The organism is Bradyrhizobium huanghuaihaiense, assembly GCF_025200885.1.
Taxonomy (GTDB): Bacteria; Pseudomonadota; Alphaproteobacteria; order Rhizobiales; family Xanthobacteraceae; genus Bradyrhizobium; species Bradyrhizobium huanghuaihaiense.
The window spans coordinates 8,023,919-8,047,923 of record NZ_CP104172.1 but is presented as its reverse complement, the minus strand read 5'-3'; the positions used below and the strand labels follow the sequence as shown (position 1 = coordinate 8,047,923).

The 24,005-nt window shown below is 60.7% G+C and carries 13 protein-coding genes, 1 tRNA gene and 3 pseudogenes; 9 read left to right on the top strand and 8 right to left on the bottom strand.

All coding sequences use genetic code 11. The features are described from left to right. Positions 1-752 precede the first annotated feature (752 nt). From N2603_RS37805 to N2603_RS37795, 3 genes are all read right to left on the bottom strand, one after another. Positions 753-1,124 carry a DUF2946 family protein gene (locus N2603_RS37805; RefSeq protein WP_260386173.1) on the bottom strand — a complete coding sequence of 124 codons (372 nt, stop codon included), beginning with the start codon at positions 1,122-1,124 and terminating at the stop codon, positions 753-755. Positions 1,125-1,141: 17 nt separating this feature from the next. After that, on the bottom strand, positions 1,142-2,371 hold the full coding sequence (locus N2603_RS37800) for a GTP-binding protein (protein ID WP_260386172.1): 1,230 nt from the start codon (positions 2,369-2,371) through the stop codon (positions 1,142-1,144). Positions 2,372-2,441: 70 nt separating this feature from the next. Next, the gene (locus tag N2603_RS37795) at positions 2,442-2,630 is read right to left on the bottom strand and encodes a hypothetical protein (RefSeq protein WP_260386171.1); all 189 of its coding nucleotides are present in this window, start codon (positions 2,628-2,630) and stop codon (positions 2,442-2,444) included. Positions 2,631-2,739: 109 nt separating this feature from the next. On the opposite strand from N2603_RS37795, the gene N2603_RS37790 reads away from it, so the two are divergent. Next, positions 2,740-3,216, top strand: a complete 477-nt coding sequence (locus N2603_RS37790; protein ID WP_260386170.1) for a Fur family transcriptional regulator — start codon at positions 2,740-2,742, stop codon at positions 3,214-3,216. Between the two features lie 19 nt (positions 3,217-3,235). On the opposite strand, the pseudogene N2603_RS37785 reads toward N2603_RS37790, so the two are convergent. Then, positions 3,236-3,799, bottom strand: a pseudogene (locus N2603_RS37785) (penicillin-insensitive murein endopeptidase); the annotation flags it as partial. 225 nt (positions 3,800-4,024) lie between these two features. Between N2603_RS37785 and N2603_RS37780 the strand changes: the two are divergent. The 4 genes and pseudogenes from N2603_RS37780 (at position 4,025) to N2603_RS37765 (ending at position 6,699) form a co-directional block, all read left to right on the top strand. Then, the gene (locus N2603_RS37780; RefSeq protein WP_260386169.1) at positions 4,025-5,227 is read left to right on the top strand and encodes a CobW family GTP-binding protein; all 1,203 of its coding nucleotides are present in this window, start codon (positions 4,025-4,027) and stop codon (positions 5,225-5,227) included. An 11-nt stretch (positions 5,228-5,238) separates the two neighbouring features. After that, positions 5,239-6,218, top strand: a pseudogene (locus N2603_RS37775) (CobW family GTP-binding protein). Positions 6,219-6,230: 12 nt separating this feature from the next. After that, positions 6,231-6,608: a hypothetical protein gene (locus tag N2603_RS37770; RefSeq protein WP_260386168.1), complete on the top strand. Its 378-nt coding sequence runs from the start codon at positions 6,231-6,233 to the stop codon at positions 6,606-6,608. A gap of 18 nt (positions 6,609-6,626) precedes the next feature. Then, a tRNA-Arg gene (locus N2603_RS37765) sits at positions 6,627-6,699 on the top strand. Positions 6,700-6,840: 141 nt separating this feature from the next. Here N2603_RS37765 and N2603_RS37760 read toward each other — a convergent pair. Continuing rightward, entirely contained in the window at positions 6,841-7,107 is a 267-nt protein-coding gene (locus tag N2603_RS37760) for a helix-turn-helix domain-containing protein (RefSeq protein WP_260386167.1), read from the bottom strand. Positions 7,108-7,112: 5 nt separating this feature from the next. Continuing rightward, positions 7,113-7,427, bottom strand: a complete 315-nt coding sequence (locus N2603_RS37755) for a type II toxin-antitoxin system RelE/ParE family toxin (protein WP_260386166.1) — start codon at positions 7,425-7,427, stop codon at positions 7,113-7,115. A 395-nt stretch (positions 7,428-7,822) separates the two neighbouring features. Between N2603_RS37755 and N2603_RS37750 the strand changes: the two are divergent. Then, positions 7,823-8,106, top strand: a pseudogene (locus N2603_RS37750) (class I tRNA ligase family protein); the annotation flags it as partial. 219 nt (positions 8,107-8,325) lie between these two features. On the opposite strand, the gene N2603_RS37745 reads toward N2603_RS37750, so the two are convergent. After that, a complete protein-coding gene (locus tag N2603_RS37745; protein WP_260386165.1) occupies positions 8,326-8,568 on the bottom strand; it encodes a hypothetical protein in 243 nt (80 codons plus the stop codon). Positions 8,569-9,511: 943 nt separating this feature from the next. On the opposite strand from N2603_RS37745, the gene N2603_RS37740 reads away from it, so the two are divergent. Both N2603_RS37740 and N2603_RS37735 read left to right on the top strand, forming a co-directional pair. Next, positions 9,512-9,973: a mobile mystery protein A gene (locus N2603_RS37740; protein ID WP_260386164.1), complete on the top strand. Its 462-nt coding sequence runs from the start codon at positions 9,512-9,514 to the stop codon at positions 9,971-9,973. Further along, a complete protein-coding gene (locus N2603_RS37735) occupies positions 9,970-10,572 on the top strand; it encodes a mobile mystery protein B (protein WP_260386163.1) in 603 nt (200 codons plus the stop codon). Before N2603_RS37740 ends, N2603_RS37735 begins: the two co-directional genes overlap by 4 nt. Before the next feature lie 61 nt (positions 10,573-10,633). Here N2603_RS37735 and N2603_RS37730 read toward each other — a convergent pair whose 3' ends face one another. Next, complete coding sequence (locus tag N2603_RS37730; RefSeq protein WP_260386162.1) at positions 10,634-11,500, bottom strand: hypothetical protein; 867 nt, start codon at positions 11,498-11,500, stop codon at positions 10,634-10,636. 1,420 nt (positions 11,501-12,920) lie between these two features. Between N2603_RS37730 and N2603_RS37725 the strand changes: the two genes are divergently transcribed. Further along, the gene (locus N2603_RS37725; protein ID WP_260386161.1) at positions 12,921-23,687 is read left to right on the top strand and encodes a non-ribosomal peptide synthetase; all 10,767 of its coding nucleotides are present in this window, start codon (positions 12,921-12,923) and stop codon (positions 23,685-23,687) included. The last annotated feature ends 318 nt before the right edge of the window (positions 23,688-24,005 follow it).

Genomic DNA, 24,005 nt, shown 5'->3' with positions numbered 1-24,005 from the left:
GCAATGCTGTCCGGGAGCATGACGCCGTTGATGCGGATCGCCAGGTTAGCGTGCTCGTTGCGCACGTGCAGTTCGCCGCTCGCCGCCGAGTCCTGGGCTACGCCCGGGAGCTGCAATAGCGCCTTGTCGAGCGTGGCGTTATTTCCCTGCGGCAAGGCTTCGATCGCCTGGCGGCCCAACTCATATGAGGTGGCCCCGATTGGCGGCAGAATGGTGTTCTGTCGCGCCGCATCCAGCTTTTGGTTTTGCTCGGTCACAACCTGCGCATGCGTCGGCGCTGCCGGTGGCGGCGCCGGGTTGCTCACGACCTGCCTTGGCGGGGGCGTGCGCGGCTGCCGGCGCTTAGTCGGTGCGATCACTCGGGTTTCCGGCAGAACGTTGGTACCTGGAGGCTGCGCCTGCGCGGCGGGCGTTGATTGCGGCGTTTGCGCCGGGACAGGGGGCGCCATGGCTTGCGGGGTCGGCGAAGGCGATGCCATCGGAGAGGCGGTGGGCTGCGATGCACCGGGCGGCGATGTGTTGTCGTTCTGGGCCAATGCGGGTGCGCTCCAAATGGCCGCGAGAGAGAGCGACGACGCCGACAGGAGCAAGTAGCGAATGGCACGCAGCGAAGTGGGACTGTTCATCTGATGAGGATTCCCGACAAGACAATTGCCATGATGCGAGGGCACCTGCAGCCCGGAACGAGCTTCGGCTCGTTGGCCTGCGGGGCGCCTCATCGCACGGCGCTAGAGACGGATTGACAAGCGACGTCAGGAGATCGGAGGGGCGCGCGATTGAAAGCCGGCGCGAGACGGCTGCGGTGCGGAGAGCAATTGATCGAGCGGCCGATCGATCCTCACCTCAGTCAACTCGACCGGCGCCGTCGCCGGTGGTGTCGACGCTAGCGCGTTGCCCATGATGGCAACGGCCATGCAGATCGGGCAAAAATCCTCGTCGTGGTGATCCGCAGGATGGTTCTGGCTTGGACCGCTGTCGCCCATTGCAACAGCGAGGATCAGCGGGTGCTCTGCGCCCCGTCCGCCCGAGACGTGGACATGACCGAAGGCGAGCGTGAAGTTGATGGCCAGCGCGACAAGCGCGAGCCACGCACCATGCCCGATATGTCTCCGATACCAACGCATGCGATAGCTGTCGTCCCTCACGCCGCCTGCTTGTCCCACCGGGGAAAGGGATCAGGGAGGTGACGCCAGGCGTCAGGGGTGAAGGCGTCGACCATACCGGTCAGCGCGGCATCGAGTTCAGCACGGATTGCCCTTTCGTCCATCTGATCGGCGAGGCCGATGAACACGATCTCCTGGCGCCTGTCACCCCATATGCGATCAAGATAGGGCTTCATGCTTTCGTGCCATTCCGGATTGTCCGGCCACCGTTCGCGCGGCACAGCTGACCACCATAGACCGCGCTTGGAGGTCCGGACGAGCGCGCCGGCCTGCGCGAGCTCGCCGACGAAGTTCGGTCGTGTCGCCAGCCAGAAGAAGCCTTTGGCCCGAACGACGCCAGGCCAGGACTTGCTGACGAAGGCATTGAACGCCATCGGCGCGAAGGGGCGCCGCGCCCGATAGACAAAGGAGCGAATGCCGTATTCCTCCGTCTCCGGCACGTGGTCCTTGAAACCGTTCAGCTCCTTGAACCAGAGCGGGTGGGTTTGCGCGCGCTCGAGATCGAACAGACCAGTGTTGAGGACGGCGCTGAGCGGGACGCGTCCATAGTCGGCATCGATGATCCGAGCCTCCGCGTTGAGCGAAGCGATAATCTTGCGCGCCAACTCACGTTGTTCGAGCGAGGCGGATCCGGCCTTATTGAGGACGACGACGTCGGCGAATTCGATCTGCTCGACCAGAAGGTCGACCAGGGCACGCTCGTCGCCTTCGCCCGCGATCTCTCCGCGATCACGAAGAAAATCCGGGCTGGAGTAGTCCTTCAGCAGGTTTATTGCGTCGATAACGGTGACCATCGTGTCGAGCCGCGCGACATCCGAAAGAGAGCCGCCGTACTCGTCCCGAAAGTCAAAGGTGGTCGCCACCGGCAGCGGTTCGCTAATCCCGGTCGATTCGATCACGAGGTAATCAAAGCGCCCGTCGTCGGCGAGGCGCCGCACCTCTTTAAGGAGATCGTCGCGCAGTGTGCAGCAGATGCAGCCGTTCGACATTTCCACCAGCTTCTCGTCGGTGCGCGAAAGGCTGCCATCCTGCCTCACCAGTTCGGCATCGATGTTCACCTCGCTCATGTCGTTGACGATGACGGCGACCTTCATGCCATCCCGGTTGTTGAGGATGTGATTGAGCAGCGTGGTCTTCCCGGCGCCGAGAAAGCCGGACAGCACCGTGACGGGGAGACGACGGTCTCCCCCGATTTGGGACTTGGTCATGGACGCTCCGGATATAGCAACAGTCGGGGAGTGGCTTTGCGCGCGCTACAGGATCGATTCCGCGAGGGCTCTAGATTTCGGTGTAGTCCAGAATGCTGTGTTCCCCCGACCAGATCTTGTCTGCGTCGTAAACCCGCTCGCGCCGCCTGGACCTGAAGTCGATTCCGAGAACGACGACGCCCGCAGTCGAAGCCTCGCCGACTACTCGCGCGCGATTGACGGGGAAGCTGGGGTTTTCCGCGACTTGGGGCTTGGTCATGGACGCTCCGGGGTGTAATATTATCACATGGAGCCTGTTATAATATTACACTCGTTGTCGTCAAGGCGCGATCTGAATGGTTCGTGACCCGGATCAGAGGGCGAGTAGCGTGGATACAGATGCGCATCATCATCATGCCATCGATGCCGATGCCCTGCAGAGCCGTGCGCGCGCCTACGCGACATCGAAGGGAATTCCGTTCACCGCGATGCGTCAGCGCGTGCTGGCGTTGCTTGCGGCGTCCGGAAAACCAATGGCGGCGTACGAGATCGCCGAAAAGTTGAGCGATGCACGCAAGGTGCAAGCGGTCCAGGTCTACCGCGCGCTTGAATTCCTGCAGGAAGCTGGGTGTGTGCACCGGCTGGCCTCTCGGTCAGCCTATTTCGCTTGCGATCATCTTCATGGGAGCGGCGAGATGGTGGTCTTTATGGTCTGCAGCCAGTGCGGCGCGGTTCAGGAAGCGGCCTCGCACCTGGTCGCGCGGGGCTTGCGAGGCGTCGCGAAGACGACCGGCTTCAAGCCTTTACACCCGATTGTCGAATTGGAGGGAGAGTGCGCGAACTGCACCGGCGAAGCCGTGCGTTAGATCACTTCGCTTGTCCGCTCTACGGCGCGACCAATATCTGCCGGCAAGCGGCCGGGAGTTCAGCAAGCGTGATCCCCCGGCTTGGCGTCACTGGAGTTGTCGGTAACTTTGGATGCAGTGTCGGCTCGCTGAACCAGTAGGCGAGGTCGCTTGCGGCACAGCCCTCATTTTCCGAGGGCGGCGGTTGCGGCTGACATTCGCTGCTGCCCGACGGGCATTTGATCCGGACATGAAAATGATAATCGTGCCCGTACATCGGGCGCACCTTTGAGAGCCAAGTCCTGTCGCCTTTGGCGTCACGGCACAAGGCCTTTTTTATCGCAGCATTGACGAAGATGCGTTCGACGGCGGGCTCCTGCGCTGCGGCGCGGATGACGAGGAGGTGGCTCGGGGTCCAGACTTTCGGATCGACATCGAGATGATCCGGGCGCACCATCATGATCGCCGACATCTCCTCACGCTCTTCACGGGACAGCTCCCGGTCCGGCATCGGCGTCAGCCAGATATCGGCATCGAGCCCAACCTGATGACTGGCATGTCCGGTGAGCATCGGCCCACCGCGCGGCTGTGAGAGATCTCCAACTCGGTTTTTCATCGAAAGCGCACGGTCTGACAGCGACCAGAACCTCGCCAATGTGCGGCGAGACAATCCATCGTGAACCAAGCCCTATGCAAACGTTGCCTGGACGACTGTAATGTTATAACATTACAAGTCAAGCGGTTTAGCATCACCTCGTCCGAGCGCCAGCCAGGTCCTACCGCCAATTGAGTACCCAACCCGCCCATGAAAATAGACCAACCGATTCCCGTGACGATCCTCACGGGCTTCCTGGGCGCCGGGAAATCCACACTGCTCAACGAGCTCCTGGCGAGCGAGGCGTTTGCGGACACAGCTGTCATCATCAACGAGTTCGGCGATATCTCCATCGATCATGATCTAGTTCGCGTGAACAAGCGCGAGCTGATGGTGACAACGACAGGCTGCCTCTGCTGCACGGCTGCCAGTGACATCAGGTCTTCCCTGTTCGAACTTTACGACGCCGTGGAAAGCAAGGCCGTCCCGCCGTTCAAGCGCGTGATCGTCGAGACGACGGGCTTGGCCGACCCCGCTCCCATCATCAATCAGCTCATACCCGGCGGTCTTCCGGCGGTCGGATATCGGGATCACGTCGTCGCAAGATGCTTTCGATTGTCCGGCGTCGTCTGCGCCATCGACGTGACCACGATCGAAGAATCGATGGAGCGGCACTTCGAATGCATGAAGCAGGTGACGTTTGCGGACATTGTCGTGCTCACCAAGACGGATGTTTGCGCAGAAGCTGCCGCGGCTCCGGATCGGTCCGGCCTGCTGACGAGGATCCGGCAGATCAACGCTGCCGCAGCCGTCGCGGACCGTCACGGAAACGACTTCGATCTCGCCGCAGTCTTTGCACCGCGTCGCTACGTTCCCTCCGAACAGGGGGGCGATGTTGAGGGGTGGTTGGCCTTAGAGCAGGCGTTGGCCCAGCAAGGGCAAGCTCACGACAATGCCGCAGGCTCAAGCCGCCACGCGGCGGCTGGCATCCAAAGTCTGGCGTTGCTGGAAAGCCGCCCTGTATCGGTACGAAATCTTACCCTATTTATTGATCTTCTAAAGGCCGTGACCGGCCCACAACTGCTCCGCCTTAAGGGCCTCATTGGACTCGAGGACGATCCGGAGCGCCCCCTCGTCGTGCACGGCGTTCAGCATGCGATCCAACAGTACCGGCTGCCGGCCTGGCCCTCGGACGATCGTCGCACGCGAATGGTCGTCATCACCCACGGCATCGATGAAGCGACCATCAAAAATCTCTTCACGGCGATCACAGGCATTCCAGCGCGCGCAAAGGTAGAATTGGTGCTCACTGCCGCTGGTCTGGCTGTTCTCGGCTTTGCGCTTGTCGCCGGGTTGTTGCTGCTGTTCCACGACCGCGCCACCGCCCAGTTCGAATCCTCCGCCGTGATCCACAATCTACCGAATCCGAAACGTTGAAAGGACCAAGCATGGACAATGCGATTTCTCAGACACCCGTCACCGTCCTCACCGGGTATTTGGGCGCGGGGAAGACGACTTTGCTGAACCGGATCCTGACCGAGACCCACGGCAAACGCTATGCGGTGATTGTGAATGAGTTCGGCGAGGTCGGAATCGACAACGATCTGATCGTCAATGCCGACGAAGAAATATTCGAGATGAATAGCGGGTGCATTTGCTGCACGGTGAGAGGTGATCTCATCAGGATTCTCGAAGGGCTGATGAAGCGGCGCGGCAAGTTCGACGGCATCATCGTGGAGACCACCGGGCTTGCCGATCCGGCGCCCGTGGCGCAAACCTTTCTTGTCGATTATGACGTGCGTCGCAACACGAGACTGGATGCCATCGTCACGGTTATCGACGCAAAACACCTCCTTGGAGAGATCGACCAGGCGCGCGAGGCGCAGGAGCAGATCGCGTTCGCCGATGTTGTCTTGCTCAACAAGACCGATCTGGTCTCGGAGGCGGATCTCAAGCTCGTCGAGGCGAGAATTCGTTCAATCAATCCCTATACCGTAATCCATCGCACGGAGCGCTGCGCGCTCGACCTCGAGAAGGTCCTGGATCGCAACGCATTCGATCTCAACAGGGTTCTTGAGTTCGAGCCCGGCTTTCTCACCGAAGCTCACGACCATGAGCACGACAGCCACGTCAAGAGCCTGTCATTGACGTCACAGACACCTCTCATTCCCGAGAAATTTTTCCCCTGGATGCAGGAGACCGTTCGTCAGTTCGGGACCGATATTTTACGGCTGAAGGGAATCATCCAATTCCAGGATGATCCTGATCGCTTTGTTATTCAGGGCGTGCACATGTTGCTCGAAGGGACCATCAACGCCCCTGGAAGCCTGGTGAGCTCCGAGCAAGCCGTCTTGTCTTCATCGGGCGCGACTTGCCCGAGGACGTCTTGAAGGCAGGCTTTGAGCAGTGCCTGGGCTCAAGTCGCTGATGAAGAAGGATCATGTGTGAAGCCGCAGCATGGCACTGGAGTCTCTCCGTTGCCATGCTGAGGCCGCGCCAGCCCTCGCAAATCCATTCGGATGCCAAGAACATGCAAAAGATTGCCTTACCTATGGGGCGGCGGGTCCAGAAGGCAGGTTATCCTCAGGCAGTTCAGCAATTAAAGCTGCAAACCCAGAACCTGTTGGGCTTGTCCGATGACGTGACGATCTCGGTGAGCGAGTTGACCTGTCGAGAGCCAGGATGTCCCGATGTGGAAACCATCGTCGCAATCCTGAGAGACGGGGAAAAGTCAAAAATCGCAAGGATCCACAAATCGATTCCCGAGGTCACTCTCGATGAGCTGAAAACAGCGTTCAATCTGAGGCTTCGTAGCTAAAGTCGCGGGGTGGCTATTGCGGGTCCCCGCATGGCAGTCCCTCAGACTACGAATCTGAGGGGCGGACGTTCGAATCGTTCCGGGCGCGCCACTTTACGATTTCGTCGCGATATCGTGGCCAGTCGTTCGCGCACCCCGCATCAAGCCGCTGACTGCCGCCATGACGAGACGACTTGTGCGCGAGACTGTGCATCGCCTCCTCGGCCTCGTGGTGGGGGCGCAGGCAGCGCCCTCATGCTGCCTTCTGGAATCTGATGCCGGGGCGCAGCCCTGCGCGCTCCGCAAGTCGAACCAGCATGCTCAGGCTAAACCGATTGATCTTTCCGTTCTTGATCTCCGACACCCGAGCCTGAGTGATGCCGAGGCGCTTCGCCGCCTCGATTTGCGTCAAAGAGGACTTGCTCAGCCATTTATTGATCCCTGAGAGCAGCTTAGCGCGCATTTCAAGCTCGGCCGCTTCTTCCGCTGGGAACAGGTCGTGAAATACGGACTTTGTCATCGTGGTCACCTGATCTGTCTGAGCCGCGCCCTCGCGAGATCGATGTCGCGCTTAGCCGTTGCTTGGGTCTTTTTCTGGAACGCGTGCAGGACGTGAACAGCATCGCCAATGGTCGCCAGATAGATGACGCGATATGCGCCCGACGCCTGACGGATCCTGATCTCGCGAACTCCAGGGCCAATAGACGTCATCGGCTTCCAGTCGGACGGTTCTTCGCCAATCTGGACCTGAAACAATTGATATCCTGCCTCGCGTCGGGCATCGACCGGAAATGCTTCAACATCGGATCGGCTGCTGCCGTGCCATCGCACCTCCTTCATGATCGAAATATTCCAGAATTGGCATAGTTCGTCAACGTGCTTTCGGCTCCGTCGGGCAACATCGCAGTCCGTCGCTTGTTATCGGACCGGATCGTATGCGCGGCCGCGGCGTCATAGTGCCACGGCGAAGCAATAGTGCCCATCTTCATCGGCTATAGCGCGCCAGCTAACCTCTTCTGGCACAATGAATTTTCTGACACTAACGCAACTACCCCGGACTAAGAGTTCTGTTTAGTCTGAGATTTGGTCTGGGGATTTTTGCAGTACGGAAGCCTTCGACAGTCGGCGGCATACTCAGCACGTCGAACTTCGGCCCGTTTACGTCTCACGTCCGGTTGGGCGAGGATTTGCTTATTGCAGGCTTGTGGCCGACTGGAGTTCTCATCAGTCTAGACGTATTCATCAACGCCCTCGTACGAGATGCAAGCGGCGCCAAGATGTCGAAGTCCAAGGGAACGTTATGGACCCTCTGGAACTGGTGGACGAGTTTGGAGCCGACGCCTTGCGCTTCACGCTGACCGCCATGTCCGGAGCTGCACGCGATATCAAGCTCTCGCGGCAGCGCATCGAAGGCTATCGCAATCTCGGCACCAAACTCTGGAATGCCACGCGCTTCGCCGACATGTCCGGCGCAGCTCTTTCGTCCGCTTCTGACGAGGCAACCAGCAGGATATCGTTGTTTTCCTTGTGATGTTGAACGCGTCATCCATCATTCCTGCCAGTGATGGAGTTCACGAACTCTTCCTCATTAAGGTGCGTCGGCAGATGTCAGCATAGACGATGTTGTGGAGACGGGGGGGCAGCGCAGCGGCTCCTGTTTCGCGCCGCTGACAAGCCGCAGTGCGGGCCGCGAGTGCGGTCTTTCGGTCTTGGGGTGTCTGGCACGGAACGGGCTCTCTCAACGCGTGGGCGAGGCTAGTGGTGGGGTTTTGGGCAGGCGGCAGGCGCGCTTCTCCGCATCCACAGCGATCGCTGAGAGCGTTTCGTTCTGATCAATGAGCAGAGAGATTGCCTTCGTCGACCAGTCCTCGTAGCTCAGTGTGCCGGAGTTCCACAAGAAGACGAGCGCGCGGGCGACCGCGTTATTGCGCGATAGTTCCTGCAGTTTGCGGTAAAGCTCGGCGTTCATTTGCTCGGGCATGCTCTTCTCTTCGTTGAGGCCGTGTCGGGGTTATCAGTCGACGCTAAGCTCGACCACGCAATGCCTCGAGCCTGTTGCCGCCATCGCGCCAGTGGTCCCGACCTTTCGTGATGTCGCGCTCGGCCTGCTCGGCGACCGACACGCGCTCATGGAGGGGCTCTTAACATCGCAACCTATGCGATAATCGGCGCCGATGGGCCACCTTGTGCCGTCTTTCTGCTTGATCAGCGGAGGGTTAGCAAACACACGCGCGAGCAGAGCGGAGGCGACTGCGACATAACCTCTAGAGAGATCCAATAATGCAGCTGCCCGGCGAGCGGCGGCAAAAGTTAGCGCCATCGCCGACCAGAAGGTCTTTAGCACCCTCGCGAATCTGGCGGACCCCGAATGTGCGCTTTTCGGCGAAATGATCCGCATCTAGGGCGAAAAACGGCACGCATTCTATGCGATCCTGCGTCTCGATCCCCTCCGGGATCAAGCGGCTGCGAGGTCCGGTTGGATTCGTCTCCATTGCCGGGCCTCGCTTCCGGCCAGTAGCGGAAGCGCTAGATCTTTGGCTGTTCAGCCGGCGCCAAGCCTCATTGTCGGCGTCTATGTGCGAGACCGCCAACCGTCCAACCGATTTGGAAGCTGGCGCTGGGCTTCCTCAAGCTGACCTCATCTCGGCAATCCTTCTACTATGCGGAGGCCGGCCAGACGCGAAATCAGCACGATCGGTTCCTGACCAATATGTCGGATGTCACAAGGAATCCTGGAGGAAACTCAAATCGGCGATGAGAAGCTGGGCTACCGCTTAGGATGGGGACGACCGCTCCCGACATGCGCATAGTTATGACTTGACATCATCTTTCGGATTTCGTCAAGCTATAGCTTTACAAAATCATCTTATTTGTATATCTATAGCTATCTGAATGGATCCGTTTGCAAAGCTGTGAGTATACAAATGGGTGTCAAAGACGTAGTTCAAAAGCAATATCAGAGGCTTGTCGACAGTGCGGCAAGCCACACAGTCTTACGGATACCTCCTGAGGGCTGGCTTCGCACGGTACGAAACGCCCTCGGCATGTCCGGCTCCCAGCTAGCGAAGAAGTTGGGCGTCACACGCGCCCGCATTCCCCAAATCGAGCAAGCCGAGCTTTCAGGGGCAGCCACCCTGAAGTCGATGCAGGCTGCAGCGGAAGCCATGGGATGCCGATTTGTCTACGCCGTCCTTCCCGTCGGAACCATACAAGATGTAATAGCTGCTCAAGCGCGAAAAAAGGCGCAGGCGTTGGTTCGTCGGGCAAGCACACATATGGCGCTCGAAGACCAAGCGCTTTCAAAAGAAAAGATGGCCGCGGAAGTCGAGCGCATCGCAGCCAAGCTTGTGCGGGAGATGCCGTCTGATTTCTGGAGCGACAAATGACCGGACTGACAGAGTATCCGGAGGGCGCGACACCCTTAGATCCAAATGAACTCGGGGGGGTGAAGTTCAAGCACATTACGACCCGCGAAGAGCTGGACGAGCTTGAGCAGGCGAATATTGAGTCTGGCCTGCAATGGCTTGGTCGCCATCGCGGCGATGTTCTGACGGACGATTTTGCAGTTGCCCTTCACAAGCGCCTGTTCGGTGACGTGTGGGATTGGGCAGGTACGTTCCGAAAGACGGGCAAGAATATCGGCGTCGATCCCATTCACATCCCAGTTCAGCTGCGGACGCTGATGGATGACGCGCAGTACTGGTCAAAGACTAAGACTTATCCTGAGTTAGAGGCAGCGGCTCGGTTTCATCATCGGCTTGTTCAAATCCATCCATTTCCAAACGGAAACGGACGGCATTCTCGGATCATGGCGGATACGATGCTTGAGCGCGTCTACGGAGCGAATCCTATCGATTGGGCGGGCGGCTACGATCTTCAAAAGATGAATGATCGTCGCACCACCTACATTGTGGCGCTCAAAGCTGCCGACGCAGGCAACATCATTCCACTGATAGACTTTTGCAGCCCGCGGGGCGGCCATTGACAACGACATGAGACAGCGATGGCCAAGAAGAAAGAGCTAAGTGAATACGAGGCTGCCTGCCTTAGGCCAATGCTACGGCTATCCTTCGTGTGCCCGGTCCCGATGTCCAATTGTTCACCGCATGCGCCCAAGTTAGGTTGTTCAGAATAACAAGGTCCCCTGGTTTTAGCTTGAGAATAATCTCGTCACAAAAAAGTTTCTCGTAATCAGCGCCTGAACACCAGCTCCGTCCTGCATTAACGGGGTCCAGTTGGTGCAACTCAAAACCGTCCGGTGGGAGCTTGAGAAGTTCGCGCTCCTGCAACATCCGAACAAAAAAGTGAAGACAGCTTTGGTCAACACTACCGATGTTATCCCAAAGGACATTCACATCGCGCCCTAGGAGAAGGGAAAAGCTTCTTTTCGGCCTTGCCATAACAATCGCCAGCAAAAGGCCCGGGATCTCGGATTTCACCTCGGCAACTATTTGGTCATCTGGTACCAAATAGTCATCCGGCGAGCTCAGACGATAAAGTGCTTTTGCACGAGTGATCACGCCCCGAGACAATGGTCTTGATCCGGGTAAGATTTTTGTCGTTTTTTCTCGTAAAAGTCCCCATGCTTCACTTGTGTCGTCGATGTTCAATAGGATTGTTTCTCCTCCGTCTTTACTATTCTCGAAACAATAAAAGCACGACAACTGCATATTAGATATCCTATCTCCTTCGGAATGCGGGGTGACAAACTGATAATCATCCCGAGAATTAACGCTCATGAAGTATTTGTTGATCCGTCGTCGGTGACCAAGAAAATCGGAAAAGCCGGCCTCCAGCTCTAGCTTTTTTTGCAATCCTAGTTCACCGGCAATTTGATGTACGAGGCCGTCCGCCTCGCTCGGTGAGACGTTACGAATCAAAATGACACAGTCTCGACTGAGTGCCTCGATCACGGAAGTCACATCCAAGCCGCTGCACCCAAGAATCAACAGCATGCGCCGATGTGAGAGATCAGGAGTCAATTGTGGTTGCGACATTCGCCGTGGACCCGTTCTTCGTCGCTTTCGTCGCCTCACGAGCAAGGGCCGTGCCAGTAGACGTCAGCGGGCATTAAGCGAAAACGCTACTTAGTGCCGAGCACCGGCCAGTCTGCGAAAACGCGATCCGTGGCGAACTTTGCAACATCGAGCGGAATCCCTGTCGCACGACACTCTCTCACTCGACAAGCAGACCACCTGGAGAAAGCAGCGGCGAGCATTCTGGCTCGCGAAGGCGATTTCGGGCGAGTTGACGGCGCGTGCTGTTGTGTTGAGCTCTGTTCGGTTCAAAGACGTTAATGTCCCAAGCCCGACGGCATGTCGGCAAAATACGGCCAGCCCGGCGAGAAGCGAATTGTTTTCTTCAGAATGAGCTCGCAGAAGGTCATTGGCGCGTCCGTTACTTAACGTGAGTGCCAAGGAGACCCCACGTAGTGCGTCGGCAAGAGATCTGAGAGTCCTCGGCATGGAGTGCCGAAGATTTGGTGATGGAAATTTCCATAAGTCTGCCTATGCCTGATGACAGAAATTATCAGGTGATCGAAGCGCCAGGCGGTGTGGACTCTAAGAATTCCCTTTTGGGAGCTGACCAGCCACTGCGAAGCGGCACGAGAAATCGAATGTTTGCTGACCTAAGATTGGCACGCATCGGATTTAGCTCAATCACGCACAGTTGCTGGCGCTGGTTGACGGGCAGGATTGGGCGAAGGTGCGTCCGGTGGTTGTGAAGCGTCCGCTATCGGTCGGTTGATATCTGCGGGCGAATTGAATCAGGGCGATGAAAGGTTTGGAAGATTGGCGGCGATTCTGCTGTACGTGCGGTGATGACGGCGGCGGTTGCAGAGCTTGCGATGACCTTTGCGGACGCCCATGCGCTGATCGTCGCCATTGACGTCTGTATTGTTGTGGTGAGCTGTGTCTGGTTCAGGACGTCGATGTCCCAAGTCCGACGGCAGCATTCCGAGCGAGGCGCGTTGTTTCTTTAGGAAACGCTCGCAGAACGTCATTGGCACGTCGATTGCTTGAAATGCAGGGTGATCCGTTACGACGGTTGGCCAATCGCTGATTGTCGCAGATTCTCCGAGCTCCTGTGCGGACTATCTCGGCTTGGGTTCCTAAGCGCTGGACTATGGAAGTGGATTGCCGCACTCGTGGCACACGCGGGGGCTTTGTCGTGGATGCGGAGCACGAAAATTACGAGGTGAGAATCTTGCCCTCGTCGAATTCCGAATTGGGCGATTGGGATATGCAACAACCTGCGGCCTCACCGGTTGGCTCTTGCATCTTTGTTGGTGGTGGTACGCTAGCTATTAGATGTGCTCAGCTAGTGATGGAGATGGGCCACGTGATCCGGGCGGCGCTGTGTGCCGACGCCATATTCCGCGATTGGGCCGCTCTCGCCGATATCTTGTGTGTGATGAGCATTGAAGAGCTATCTGCGCTGCTCAACGCCGAGCCAGTCGAGTGGATATTTTCCGTTGCCAATCCGTTCATATTGCCAGCAGATGTGTTTGGGCAAGCGCGTAGAGGCGCTTTTAACTACCACGACGGTCCGTTGCCGCGATATGCCGGGACTCATGCGACGTCTTCGGCGCTTCTTGCCCGAGAGACCGAACATGGCATCACGTGGCATCGTATCGATCATGGTGTTGATACTGGTGAGCTGGTCGTCCAACGCCAAGTGTTGACTGCGACGAGCGATACGGCGGCGACGCTGAACCTCAAATGTTATGAGGCTGCTATCGATGGCTTCCGCGAGCTTGTAACTGGCTTAACAAATGGAGAGCTTAGTGCTCGTCCGCAAGCGCTAGCGGACCGAAGCTTTTTCCCGAAAGGTCGACGCCCAGAGGCTGCGGGCTGTCTGCGATGGGATCGATCCGCACAAGATCTGGAAGCGATGACGCGCGCCTTAGACTTTGGCCCGTATCATGCCAATCCATTGGGGTTGTCCAAGGCTCTCGTTGGCGATGACGTTGTCGCCATCAGGCGCTTGGAGGTGTCGGCTCGGCGCTCGGGCTTTGCTGCGGGGTCTCTAGTTGAGATCCACCCCAGCCACTGGCGTGTGGCCACAGGGACAGAGGATGTTGATGTTTGGCTTAGCAGCTTGGATGGTAAGGCTCTACACGCGCGGGCACTCGCGAGGCGTTCTGATTCCCATGTCGGCGACCGCCTCCCGATTCTGAGCGATGACGAGGCGCGGAGCATAACGGTTGCGCATGAAATGTTGGCGCCTCGTGAGAGTTTTTGGCGACGGCGGCTTGAGCAGTTCAAAACATCCCAGCTTTCTTTTTTGTCGTCTTCAGTAGCTTTGGCTGCACCTCAATGGCAGTCGAGTTCGTGGCGAATTCCAGGTGCTTTGGCTGAGCTGTCTCCCAGTAATCGCACGGAATTCTTGCTAACGGCTTGGCTGATCTACCTGGCCCGCATCACGGGGGAATTAGAGCTTCAATTGGGATGGACTCCAGCGCCCAGTGGATCGCGAGCGGGCTTGAAAGCGCTCGAGGTGCTTGTCGCTTCTGTTGTGCCGATGGCAATTACCATCGATCTCGACAATGATTTTGCAGAGGCGCGCACGGCGGTCGCGGCCGAAATCGCTCAGCTGAAGGAGCAGGATAGCTTCGCGCGGGATCTTATCGCGCGCTGCCCCACGTTGCTCGGTATGGAGGCGTTACGATTGCGCCGCCCCTGGCCTGTTGGCGTTATGATTAATGTAAGTGGCGAGTCTGCCACTGGTGACCGAGCTTCGAGCCCGACTTCTGAGGCAGCCCTGCCTGGTGAGGCGTTAACATTTGAGGTTTGCGCTCTAGATGGGAGCTTTCGATGGCACTTTGATGCAAGTCGCTTGGAGCCCAAGCAGATCGACCGTATGACCCAGCATTTGCAAAATTTGTTGGGTGCTGTGAAGGTTGATCCGCGGCAGCCGGTGGGGCGGATTGAACTCTTGTCATCCGCTGAGCGCGCGTATCTGCTGGAGGAGCTGAACCGGACGGCATCGGCCTATCCGTCGGACGTGTGCATCCACGAGCTGTTCGAGGCACAGGTTCGCCGTGCGCCGGACGCGGTGGCGATGGTCTATCAGGACCAGCGCGTCAGCTATGGCGAGCTCAATGCGCACGCCAACCAGCTGGCGCATCATCTGATCGGGCTCGGGGTCAGGCCGGATCAGCCGGTGGCGATCTGCGTTGCGCGCAGCGTGGCGATGGTGGTCGGGCTGCTGGCGATCCTCAAGGCGGGCGGGGCGTACCTGCCGCTGGATCCTGCCTATCCGTCGGCGCGGCTGCGGCAGGTTCTCGACGATGCGGCGCCGCGAGTGCTGCTGGCCGATGCGGCGGGGCGATCGGCGCTGGGCGAGGATGCGCTACTCGATCTGACGGTGGTGGATCTGGCGGCGACGCCGGAATGGGCAGATCTGCCGGCGTCGGATCCGGACCCGCGTGCGCTCGGGCTGACCTCGCGCCATCTCGCCTACGTGATCCACACCTCCGGCTCAACCGGGACGCCCAAGGGCGTCATGATCGAGCATCGCGGAGTGGTGCGTCTGGTGGCGGGGAACGATTTCGTCGAGATCTCGCCGCAGGACGTTTTTCTCAACGCTTCCTCGCCGACATTCGATGCGACTACGTTCGAAGTCTGGGGAGCCTTGGCGAACGGCGCCAGTGTTGTGCTCTATCCTGAACGCTATCTCTCGACGGCAACGCTAGCCCGGATCATCCAAGACCAAGGCATCACAATCGCTTGGATGACTGCGCGGTTGTTCGACGTCTATGTCGGGGAGGGGCGGAGCACCAGTGGGCTGCAGCAACTGCTGGTCGGGGGCGAAGAGGTCTCCATCGCTTCCATCAGAGCATGTCAGAAGCGACATCCGATGCTTCGGATCTCAAATGGCTATGGCCCGACCGAGAACACGACCTTCAGTCTCTGCTACCCGGTGCCTGCTGGCTTCGATGGCCAGCAACGGGTGCCACTGGGACGACCAATCCGGAATTCGGTGGTCTATCTGCTTGACGGTCATGGTGCGCCCGTTCCGTTTGGCGCGGTCGGGGAGCTCTATGTCGGCGGGGCGGGGGTGGCGCGCGGCTATCTGAACCGGCCGGAGCTGACCGCGGAGCGGTTCATCGCCAGTCCCTTTGTGGACGGCGACCGGCTGTACAAGACCGGCGATCTGGCGCGCTACCTGCCGGACGGCAATCTGGCGTTTTTGGGCCGCAACGACGACCAGGTGAAGATCCGCGGCTTCCGGATCGAGCCGGGGGAGATCGCGGCGCGGCTTTGCGAGCACGTGTTGGTGCGCGAGGCGGTGGTGGTGGCGCACGCGGGCCCCGGCGGCGAGCAGCGTCTTGTCGCCTATGTGGTGTGCGCCCCGGAAGCTGCTTCGAACGGGCTGGATGGAAGCGAGCTTGCCGGCGCCTTGCGCGCACACATAAGTGCGCACCTGCCGGACTACATGGTGCCATCGGCGTTCGTGCGGCTCGCGGCGCTGCCGCTGACGGTGAACGGCAAGCTCGACCGCAAGGCGCTGGCTGCGCCGGACGATGAGGCGTATGCGCATCGCGCCTATGAGCCGCCGCAAGGCGAGATCGAGACGGCGCTGGCCGAGATCTGGGCCGAGCTTCTGGGGCTTGAGCGGGTCGGACGCCACGACCACTTCTTTGCGCTGGGCGGGCACTCACTGCTGGCGGTGCAGCTGATCGAGCGTCTGCGGCAGCGGTCGCTGGGGGTCGACGTGCAGACGCTGTTCGCCAGGCCGGTGCTGGCCGATCTGGCCGCGAGCCTGGGCAGTCATCAGGAGGTGGCGGTCCCGGCCAATCGGATCAGCGAACAGAGTACGGCGATCACGCCAGAGATGCTGCCGCTGATCGAACTGGCGCAGGGCGAGATCGACCGGATCCTCGCCAGGGTGCCCGGCGGGGTCGGCAACGTCCAGGACATTTATGGCTTGTCGCCGCTGCAGGACGGCATCCTGTTCCATCATCTGTTGGCGACAAAGGGCGATCCGTACCTGCTGGTATCGCAGATGGCGTTTGCCGACCGTGGCGTGTTGGAGCGCTATCTGGCCGCGGTGCAGCGGGTGGTGGATCGGCACGACATTCTGCGCACCTCGTTCGTCTGGGAGGGCCTGTCGCGCCCGGCCCAGGTGGTGTGGCGGAAGGCGCAACTTGAGGTGAGCGAGGTCGAGCTGGACGGGTCTGCTGGTCATGGCGCCGCGCAGCTTAAGGATCGGTTTGATCCGCGCCAGCACCGCATCGATCTTGGCCGAGCGCCGCTGCTGCGGTTTGTGATCGCGCGCGAGCCCGGCAGCGCGCGCTGGCTGCTCTTGGAGCTGCAGCATCATCTGATCGGGGACCACACCACACTGGAGGTGATGCATGCCGAGGTTAAGGCCGAGCTGGAGGGGCGGGCGCATGAGCTGACGGCGCCGCAGCCGTTCCGCAATCTGGTGGCGCAGGCGCATCTCGGCGGTGATGCCAAGGCGGATGAAGCGTTCTTCCGGGGGTGGCTGGCCGACATCGACGAGCCGAGCACGCCGTTCGGCTTGCGCGAGGTGCGCGGCGACGGCAGCGGGATCAGCGAGGCGCAGCGGATGCTGCCGCAGCAGCTGAACGCGCGGCTGCGCAGCCAGGCGCGACGGCTGGGGGTGAGCCTGGCGAGCTTGTGCCATCTGGCCTGGGGACAGGTGGTGGCGCGCAGCAGCGGGCGCGAGCAGGTGGTGTTCGGCACGGTGCTGTTCGGCCGCATGCATGGGGGTGCGGGTGGCGACCGCGCCATGGGGCTGTTCATCAACACCCTGCCGCTGCGGCTTGATCTCGATGACACCGCGGTCGAGGCGAGCGTGCGAACCACACATGCCCGGCTGGCCGAGCTTTTGGCGCACGAGCATGCCTCGCTGGCGCTGGCGCAGCGCTGCAGCGGCGTGGCGGCGCCGGCGCCGCTGTTCAGCGCGCTGTTGAACTACCGCCACACCACGCCGGCGACCATCTCCACCTCGGCAACCGATGACGCGCTGTCCGGCGTGGCATGGCTGGGCGAGGAGGAACGCACCAACTATCCGCTGACCTTGTCGGTGGATGATTTTGGCGAGGCGCTCGGTCTGACGGCGCAGGTGGCGGAGGGCGTCTCTGCGGATCGGATCTGCGGCTACATGCAGCGGGCGCTCGAGCAGCTGGCGGAGGCGCTGGAGCATGCGCCGAGCACGCCGGTGCGCGAGCTGGACATCCTGCCAGCCGCCGAGCGGGCGTATCTGCTGGAGGAGCTGAACCGGACGGCGGCGGCCTATCCGTCGGACGTGTGCATCCACGAGCTGTTCGAGGCACAGGTTCGCCGTGCGCCGGACGCGGTGGCGGTGGTGTATCAGGACCAGCGCGTCAGCTATGGCGAGCTCAATGCGCACGCCAACCGCCTGGCGCATCATCTGATCGGGCTCGGGGTGAAGCCGGACCAGCCGGTGGCGATCTGCCTCGAGCGCAGCGTGGCGATGGTGGTCGGGCTTTTGGCGATCCTCAAGGCGGGCGGGGCGTACCTGCCGCTGGATCCGGCCTATCCGCCGGCGCGGCTGCGGCAGGTTCTCGACGATGCGGCGCCGCGAGTGCTGTTGGCCGATGCGGCCGGCCGATCCGCGCTGGGCGACGATGCGCTGGCCGATGTGAGCGTGGTGGATCTGGAGACGGCCATGCCGGCGTGGGCAGACCTGCCGGCGTCGGATCCGGACCCACGCGCGCTTGGCCTCACCTCGCGCCATCTCGCCTACGTGATCTACACCTCGGGATCAACAGGCACCCCCAAGGGGGCACAGAATGAGCATCGGGCTATCGTCAATCGCTTGATTTGGATGCAAAACGCCTATGGTCTCAAGGCAACTGATGTCGTGTTGCAGAAGACGCCATTTGGCTTCGATGTCTCGGCCTGGGAGTTCTTCTGGACCTTGCTTGAAGGGGCGACCCTGGTGCTGGCGCCTGCGGGTACGCACAGAGATCCCACTGCATTGGTCGACTTGATCATCAGCCAGCGCATCACGACGGTTCACTTCGTGCCATCCATGCTGGTCAGCTTTATGGATGCGAAGAGTGTTGAGCGCTGCACATCGCTGCGACGAGTTTTATGCAGCGGCGAGCCGCTCCCTGCCGCCAGTGTGCATAGGGTTCGGCGCCTCTTGCCTTGGACGGGCCTGCACAATCTCTACGGTCCGACGGAAGCTGCGATCGACGTGACAGCGTGGAGTTGCCCCGATGAGTTTGATGGGGCCATTGTCCCGATTGGCCGCCCGATTGCGAACACGCGGATCTATCTGCTTGACGGTCATGGCGCGCCCGTCCCGTTTGGAGCGGTGGGAGAGCTTTACATTGGCGGGGCGGGGGTGGCGCGCGGCTATCTGAACCGGCCGGAGCTGACCGCGGAGCGGTTCATCGCCAGTCCTTTTGTGAACGGCGACCGGCTGTACAAGACCGGCGATCTGGCGCGCTACCTGCCGGACGGCAATCTGGCGTTTTTGGGCCGCAACGACGACCAGGTGAAGATCCGCGGCTTCCGGATCGAGCCGGGCGAGATCGCGGCGCGGCTTTGCGAGCACCCGTTGGTGCGCGAGGCGGTGGTGGTGCCGGATCGGGCCGGCGAGCAGCGTCTTGTCGCCTATGTGGTGTGCGCGCCGGAAGCAGCTTCGAACGGGCTGGAGGAAAGCGAGCTTGCCGGCGCCTTGCGCGCACACATAAGTGCGCACCTGCCGGACTACATGGTGCCGTCGGCGTTCGTGCAGCTGGCGGCGCTGCCCTTGACGGTGAACGGCAAGCTCGACCGCAAAGCGCTGGCTGCGCCTGCGGATGAGGCGTATGCGCATCGCGCCTATGAGCCGCCGCGAGGCGAGATCGAGACGGCGCTGGCCGAGATCTGGGCCGAGCTGCTCGGTGTGGAGCGCATCGGACGGCACGACCACTTCTTTGCGCTCGGCGGGCACTCGCTATTGGCGGTGCAGCTGCTCAGCCGGGTCTCGCAGGAAATTGGCTTCACACTGCCGCTGACCACGCTCTTTGCCAAACCGGTGCTGGCCGATCTGGCCGCGAGTATCATGGATGAGTTGAGCCGCTCCGGCGCGCAAGACCTGCCAGCCATTGCGCCGGTGTCGCGTGAAGCGCCGCTTGTGCTGTCGTTTGCGCAGCAGCGGCTGTGGTTTTTGGCGCAGCTGGATCAGAGCAGCACGAACTATCACATTCCACTGGGGTGGCGGCTCAAGGGCGGGCTCGACCGCAGCGCCTGGCAGCGTAGCCTGGACCGTGTGTTGGCGCGCCATGAGGCGCTGCGCAGCGTGTTTGTTGCGCCGGAGGGCAAGCCCCGGGTGGAGCTGCTGCCGGAGGATGCGGGGCTGCCGGTTGTGGAGCACGATCTGAGGGATAGGCCGGATGCGGACGAGGCGCTATTGGGTCTGTGCAGGGAAGAGGCGCGCACGCCGTTCGATCTGGCGCGTGGCCCGCTGATCCGCGGCCGGCTGATCCGGATCTCGGATGAGGAGCACGTCTTGCTGCTGACGCAGCATCACATTGTCTCGGATGGTTGGTCGCTGGGCGTGTTGGCGCGTGAACTCAGTCAGCTGTACCGGGCGTTCGTGGCCGGAGAAGGCGATCCGCTGCCGCCGCTTGCAATTCAGTATCCGGACTATGCCACCTGGCAACGGCAGTGGCTGTCGGGCGAGCGGCTGCAGAGCCAGGCGCAGTATTGGCGCAGCAATCTGTCCGGCGCGCCGGCCCGTCTGGCGCTGCCGACGGACCGGCCGCGGCCGGCGCAGCAGTCGTTTGCGGGGGCGACGGTCCCGATCGTCATTGATGCGGAGCTGACGCGGGAGCTTAAGCGGCTGGGCCTGCAGCATGGCACGACGCTGTTCATGACGGTGCTGGCGGCGTGGGCGGCGGTGCTGTCGCGTCTGTCGGGACAGGACGATCTTGTAATTGGCGTGCCGAGCGCCAATCGCGGGCGCCGCGAGATCGAAGAGCTGATCGGCTTCTTCGTCAACACGCTGGCGCTCCGGCTGGACCTGTCGGGCGAGCCGAGCGTGTCGGAGCTGTTGGAGCGGACGCGGCGCACGGTGCTGGCTGCGCAGGACTATCAGGACCTGCCGTTTGAGCAGGTGGTGGAGATCGTGCAGCCGCCCCGGGCTCTTGATCACACGCCGTTGTTCCAGGTGATGCTGGCCTGGCAGAACAACGCCGCTGGGACGTTCGACCTTTCTGGGCTGCGTGTGGAGGCGGCGGCAGACGGCTTCGATCAGGTCAAGTTCGATCTGGAGCTGAACCTTGGCGAGCAGGGTGAGATGATCGCCGGGACGCTGGGCTATGCCACGGCGCTGTTTGATCGCGCGACCATCGAGCGGCAGCGGGATTATCTACTGGCGCTGCTGCGGGCGATGGTTGCCGATGCGCAGCAAGCGGTCGGGCGGATAGAGCTGCTGCCAGCCGACGAGCGCACCTATCTGCTGGAGGAGCTGAACCGGACGGCGGTGACGTATCCTGAGCAGCAGTGCATCCATGAGCTGTTTGAGGCGCAGGTCCGCCGTGCGCCGGATGCGGTGGCGGTGGTCTATCAGGACCAGCGCGTCAGCTATGGCGAGCTCAATGCGCACGCCAACCAGCTGGCGCATCATCTGATCGGGCTCGGGGTGAAGCCGGATCAGCCGGTGGCGATCTGCGTTGCGCGCAGCGTGGCGATGGTGGTCGGGCTTTTGGCGATCCTCAAGGCGGGCGGGGCGTACCTGCCGCTGGACCCGGCCTATCCGCCGGCGCGGCTGCGGCAGGTTCTCGACGATGCGGCGCCGCGAGTGCTGTTGGCCGATGCGGCCGGCCGATCCGCGCTGGGCGACGATGCGCTGGCCGATGTGAGCGTGGTGGATCTGGAGACGGCCATGCCGGCGTGGGCAGACCTGCCGGCGTCGGATCCGGACCCACGCGCGCTTGGCCTCACCTCGCGCCATCTCGCCTACGTGATCTACACCTCGGGATCCACCGGAACGCCCAAGGGCGTCATGGTCGAGCATCGCGGTTTGGTCAATCTCAGCTTGGCTCAGATCGGGCTTTTTGGCGTTTGTTGCAACAGCCGCGTGGTGCAGTTCGCCTCCTTCGGTTTTGATGCAAGCGCCTCGGAGCTTGTTATGGCGTTTGGTTCGGGCGCCGCATTGCATTTGCCTGCGGATGAGCTCCGTCAAGCGAGTAACAAGCTATCGGATTATCTGCGAAGCGAAGCCATCACGCATGCGACGCTGCCTCCAGCCTTGCTTCAAGGAAGCCAAAAGCTGGAAGGCTTGGGATCGCAAGTTCTCATTCTTGCTGGAGAGCTGCCGAAGGCAGAACTCATCCGGAGTCTGGCTCCAGCATCCATTGTCAATGCTTATGGACCTACCGAAGCAACAGTTTGTGCGGCGACCTGGCGTTGCCCCGATGAGTTTGATGGGGCCATTGTCCCGATTGGCCGCCCGATTGCGAACACGCGGATCTATCTGCTTGACGGTCATGGCGCGCCCGTTCCATTTGGCGCGGTCGGGGAGCTCTACATCGGCGGGGCGGGGGTGGCGCGCGGCTATCTGAACCAGCCCGAGCTGACCGCGGAGCGGTTCATCGCCAGTCCCTTTGTGGACGGCGACCGGCTGTACAAGACCGGCGATCTGGCGCGCTATCTGCCGGACGGCAATCTGGCGTTTTTGGGCCGCAACGACGACCAGGTGAAGATCCGCGGCTTCCGGATCGAGCCGGGGGAGATCGCGGCGCGGCTTTGCGAGCACCCGTTGGTGCGCGAGGCGGTGGTGGTGGCGCACGCGGGCCCCGGCGGCGAGCAGCGTCTTGTCGGCTATGTGGTGTGCACGCCGGAAGCAGCTTCGAACGGGCTGGATGGAAGCGAGCTTGCCGGCGCCTTGCGCGCACACATAAGTGCGCACCTGCCGGACTACATGGTGCCATCGGCGTTCGTGCGGCTGGCGGCGCTGCCGCTGACGGTGAACGGCAAGCTCGACCGCAAGGCGCTGGCGGCGCCGGACGATGAGGCGTATGCGCATCACGCCTATGAGCCGCCGCAAGGCGAGATCGAGACGGCGCTGGCCGAGATCTGGGCCGAGCTGCTCGGTGTGGAGCGGGTCGGACGCCACGACGACTTCTTCGAACTGGGCGGGCACTCACTGCTGGCGGTGCGGCTTCTCAGTCGAGCGCTCGATGCCGGGTTCAAGTTTACCGCAGCCGATCTCTTCCAAGCTCCTGTTCTGAAGGAACTTGCATTGAAGGTTCATTTGGAGCCACAGCCCAGTAGTCCGGGAGTGATTTGTGTTCGCGCAACCGGATCGCAGCCGCCGCTGTTCTTTGTTCCCTCAGGCTTAGGAGATTGTTCCTATATCCTCAACTTGGTGGAGGAAATGGACGCAGACTGTCCGATCTATGGTCTACCGTGGCCTTCTTTCAGTGAAGTTTGTTCACCAACTCTTGAAGCGATAGCCTCGCAAGTAATTCCGGCGATCCGCAAGATCCAGTCCCATGGTCCATATCGATTTGCTGGATACTCATCAGGCGGAATATTGGCTTACGCCATAGCCGAGCACTTACTGAGCCTCAATGAAACTGTCTCATTTATGGCGTTCATTGATGTTACGTTACCCGCAAAGCCAGCCGGCATGACGCCCACCCAGATGGTGTCCGAAGTGGTGCTGGAAACTCTTGAATCCCTAGAGGACGAGCACTTCAAACTATTGAAGCGCTTTGCAGAGCACAGTTCAATTCCTCGGCTACTTGAGAAGGCTCAACAAATAGGAGCTATACCTCCGGATCACAATGACGCTTTGATGTACGAAAGAATTGAGCAGTTTCAAAGGGCGCTGCAGCTATATCGGGCTCCGTCGCTGCCAATTGAGATACATCAGTTTTACGCGACGGATTCTTCCGTAAGTCGCTGCGCACGACTAGACAAGCGCTCAATAGCTCAAGAGAGGAGCTCGCCGATGCGAGGCTGGGACAGGGTTTTGAGTGCAGCGGCCATTGATACCACACCGATTCCAGGCAATCACGCGACGATGATGAACACTCCAGAAAACCGCAAAGTCCTGGCACGCTCGTTATCAAGAGCCTTAAACAGCTCACCGACGAAATGATCTGAGGCCGCCGGCGAACTGGACCATTTTGGTTAGATTTTTTCGCGATTTCCCCGGCCGGGAGGAGCGAAGAACGATGAAGTCTCGAAGTTTTCCGGCGGCCAGAAGGCGTTCATTTTGAAGCTCGACTGGAAGTCCTTGAAGCCGCGTGCGGATTGATCGGTCTTCTCGGCCGTAGCCGGGCTGCCGTCAGTTCGTCCGCGATCATGGCGAGCAGGCGCGTATTGGGGCGAGCCCGAACAGATAATCCACGTGGTTGTCCTCCCACCGCACCATCAGCGGCTCGCGCGCAAAGGTATAGCGGCTTCGCGCCTATGT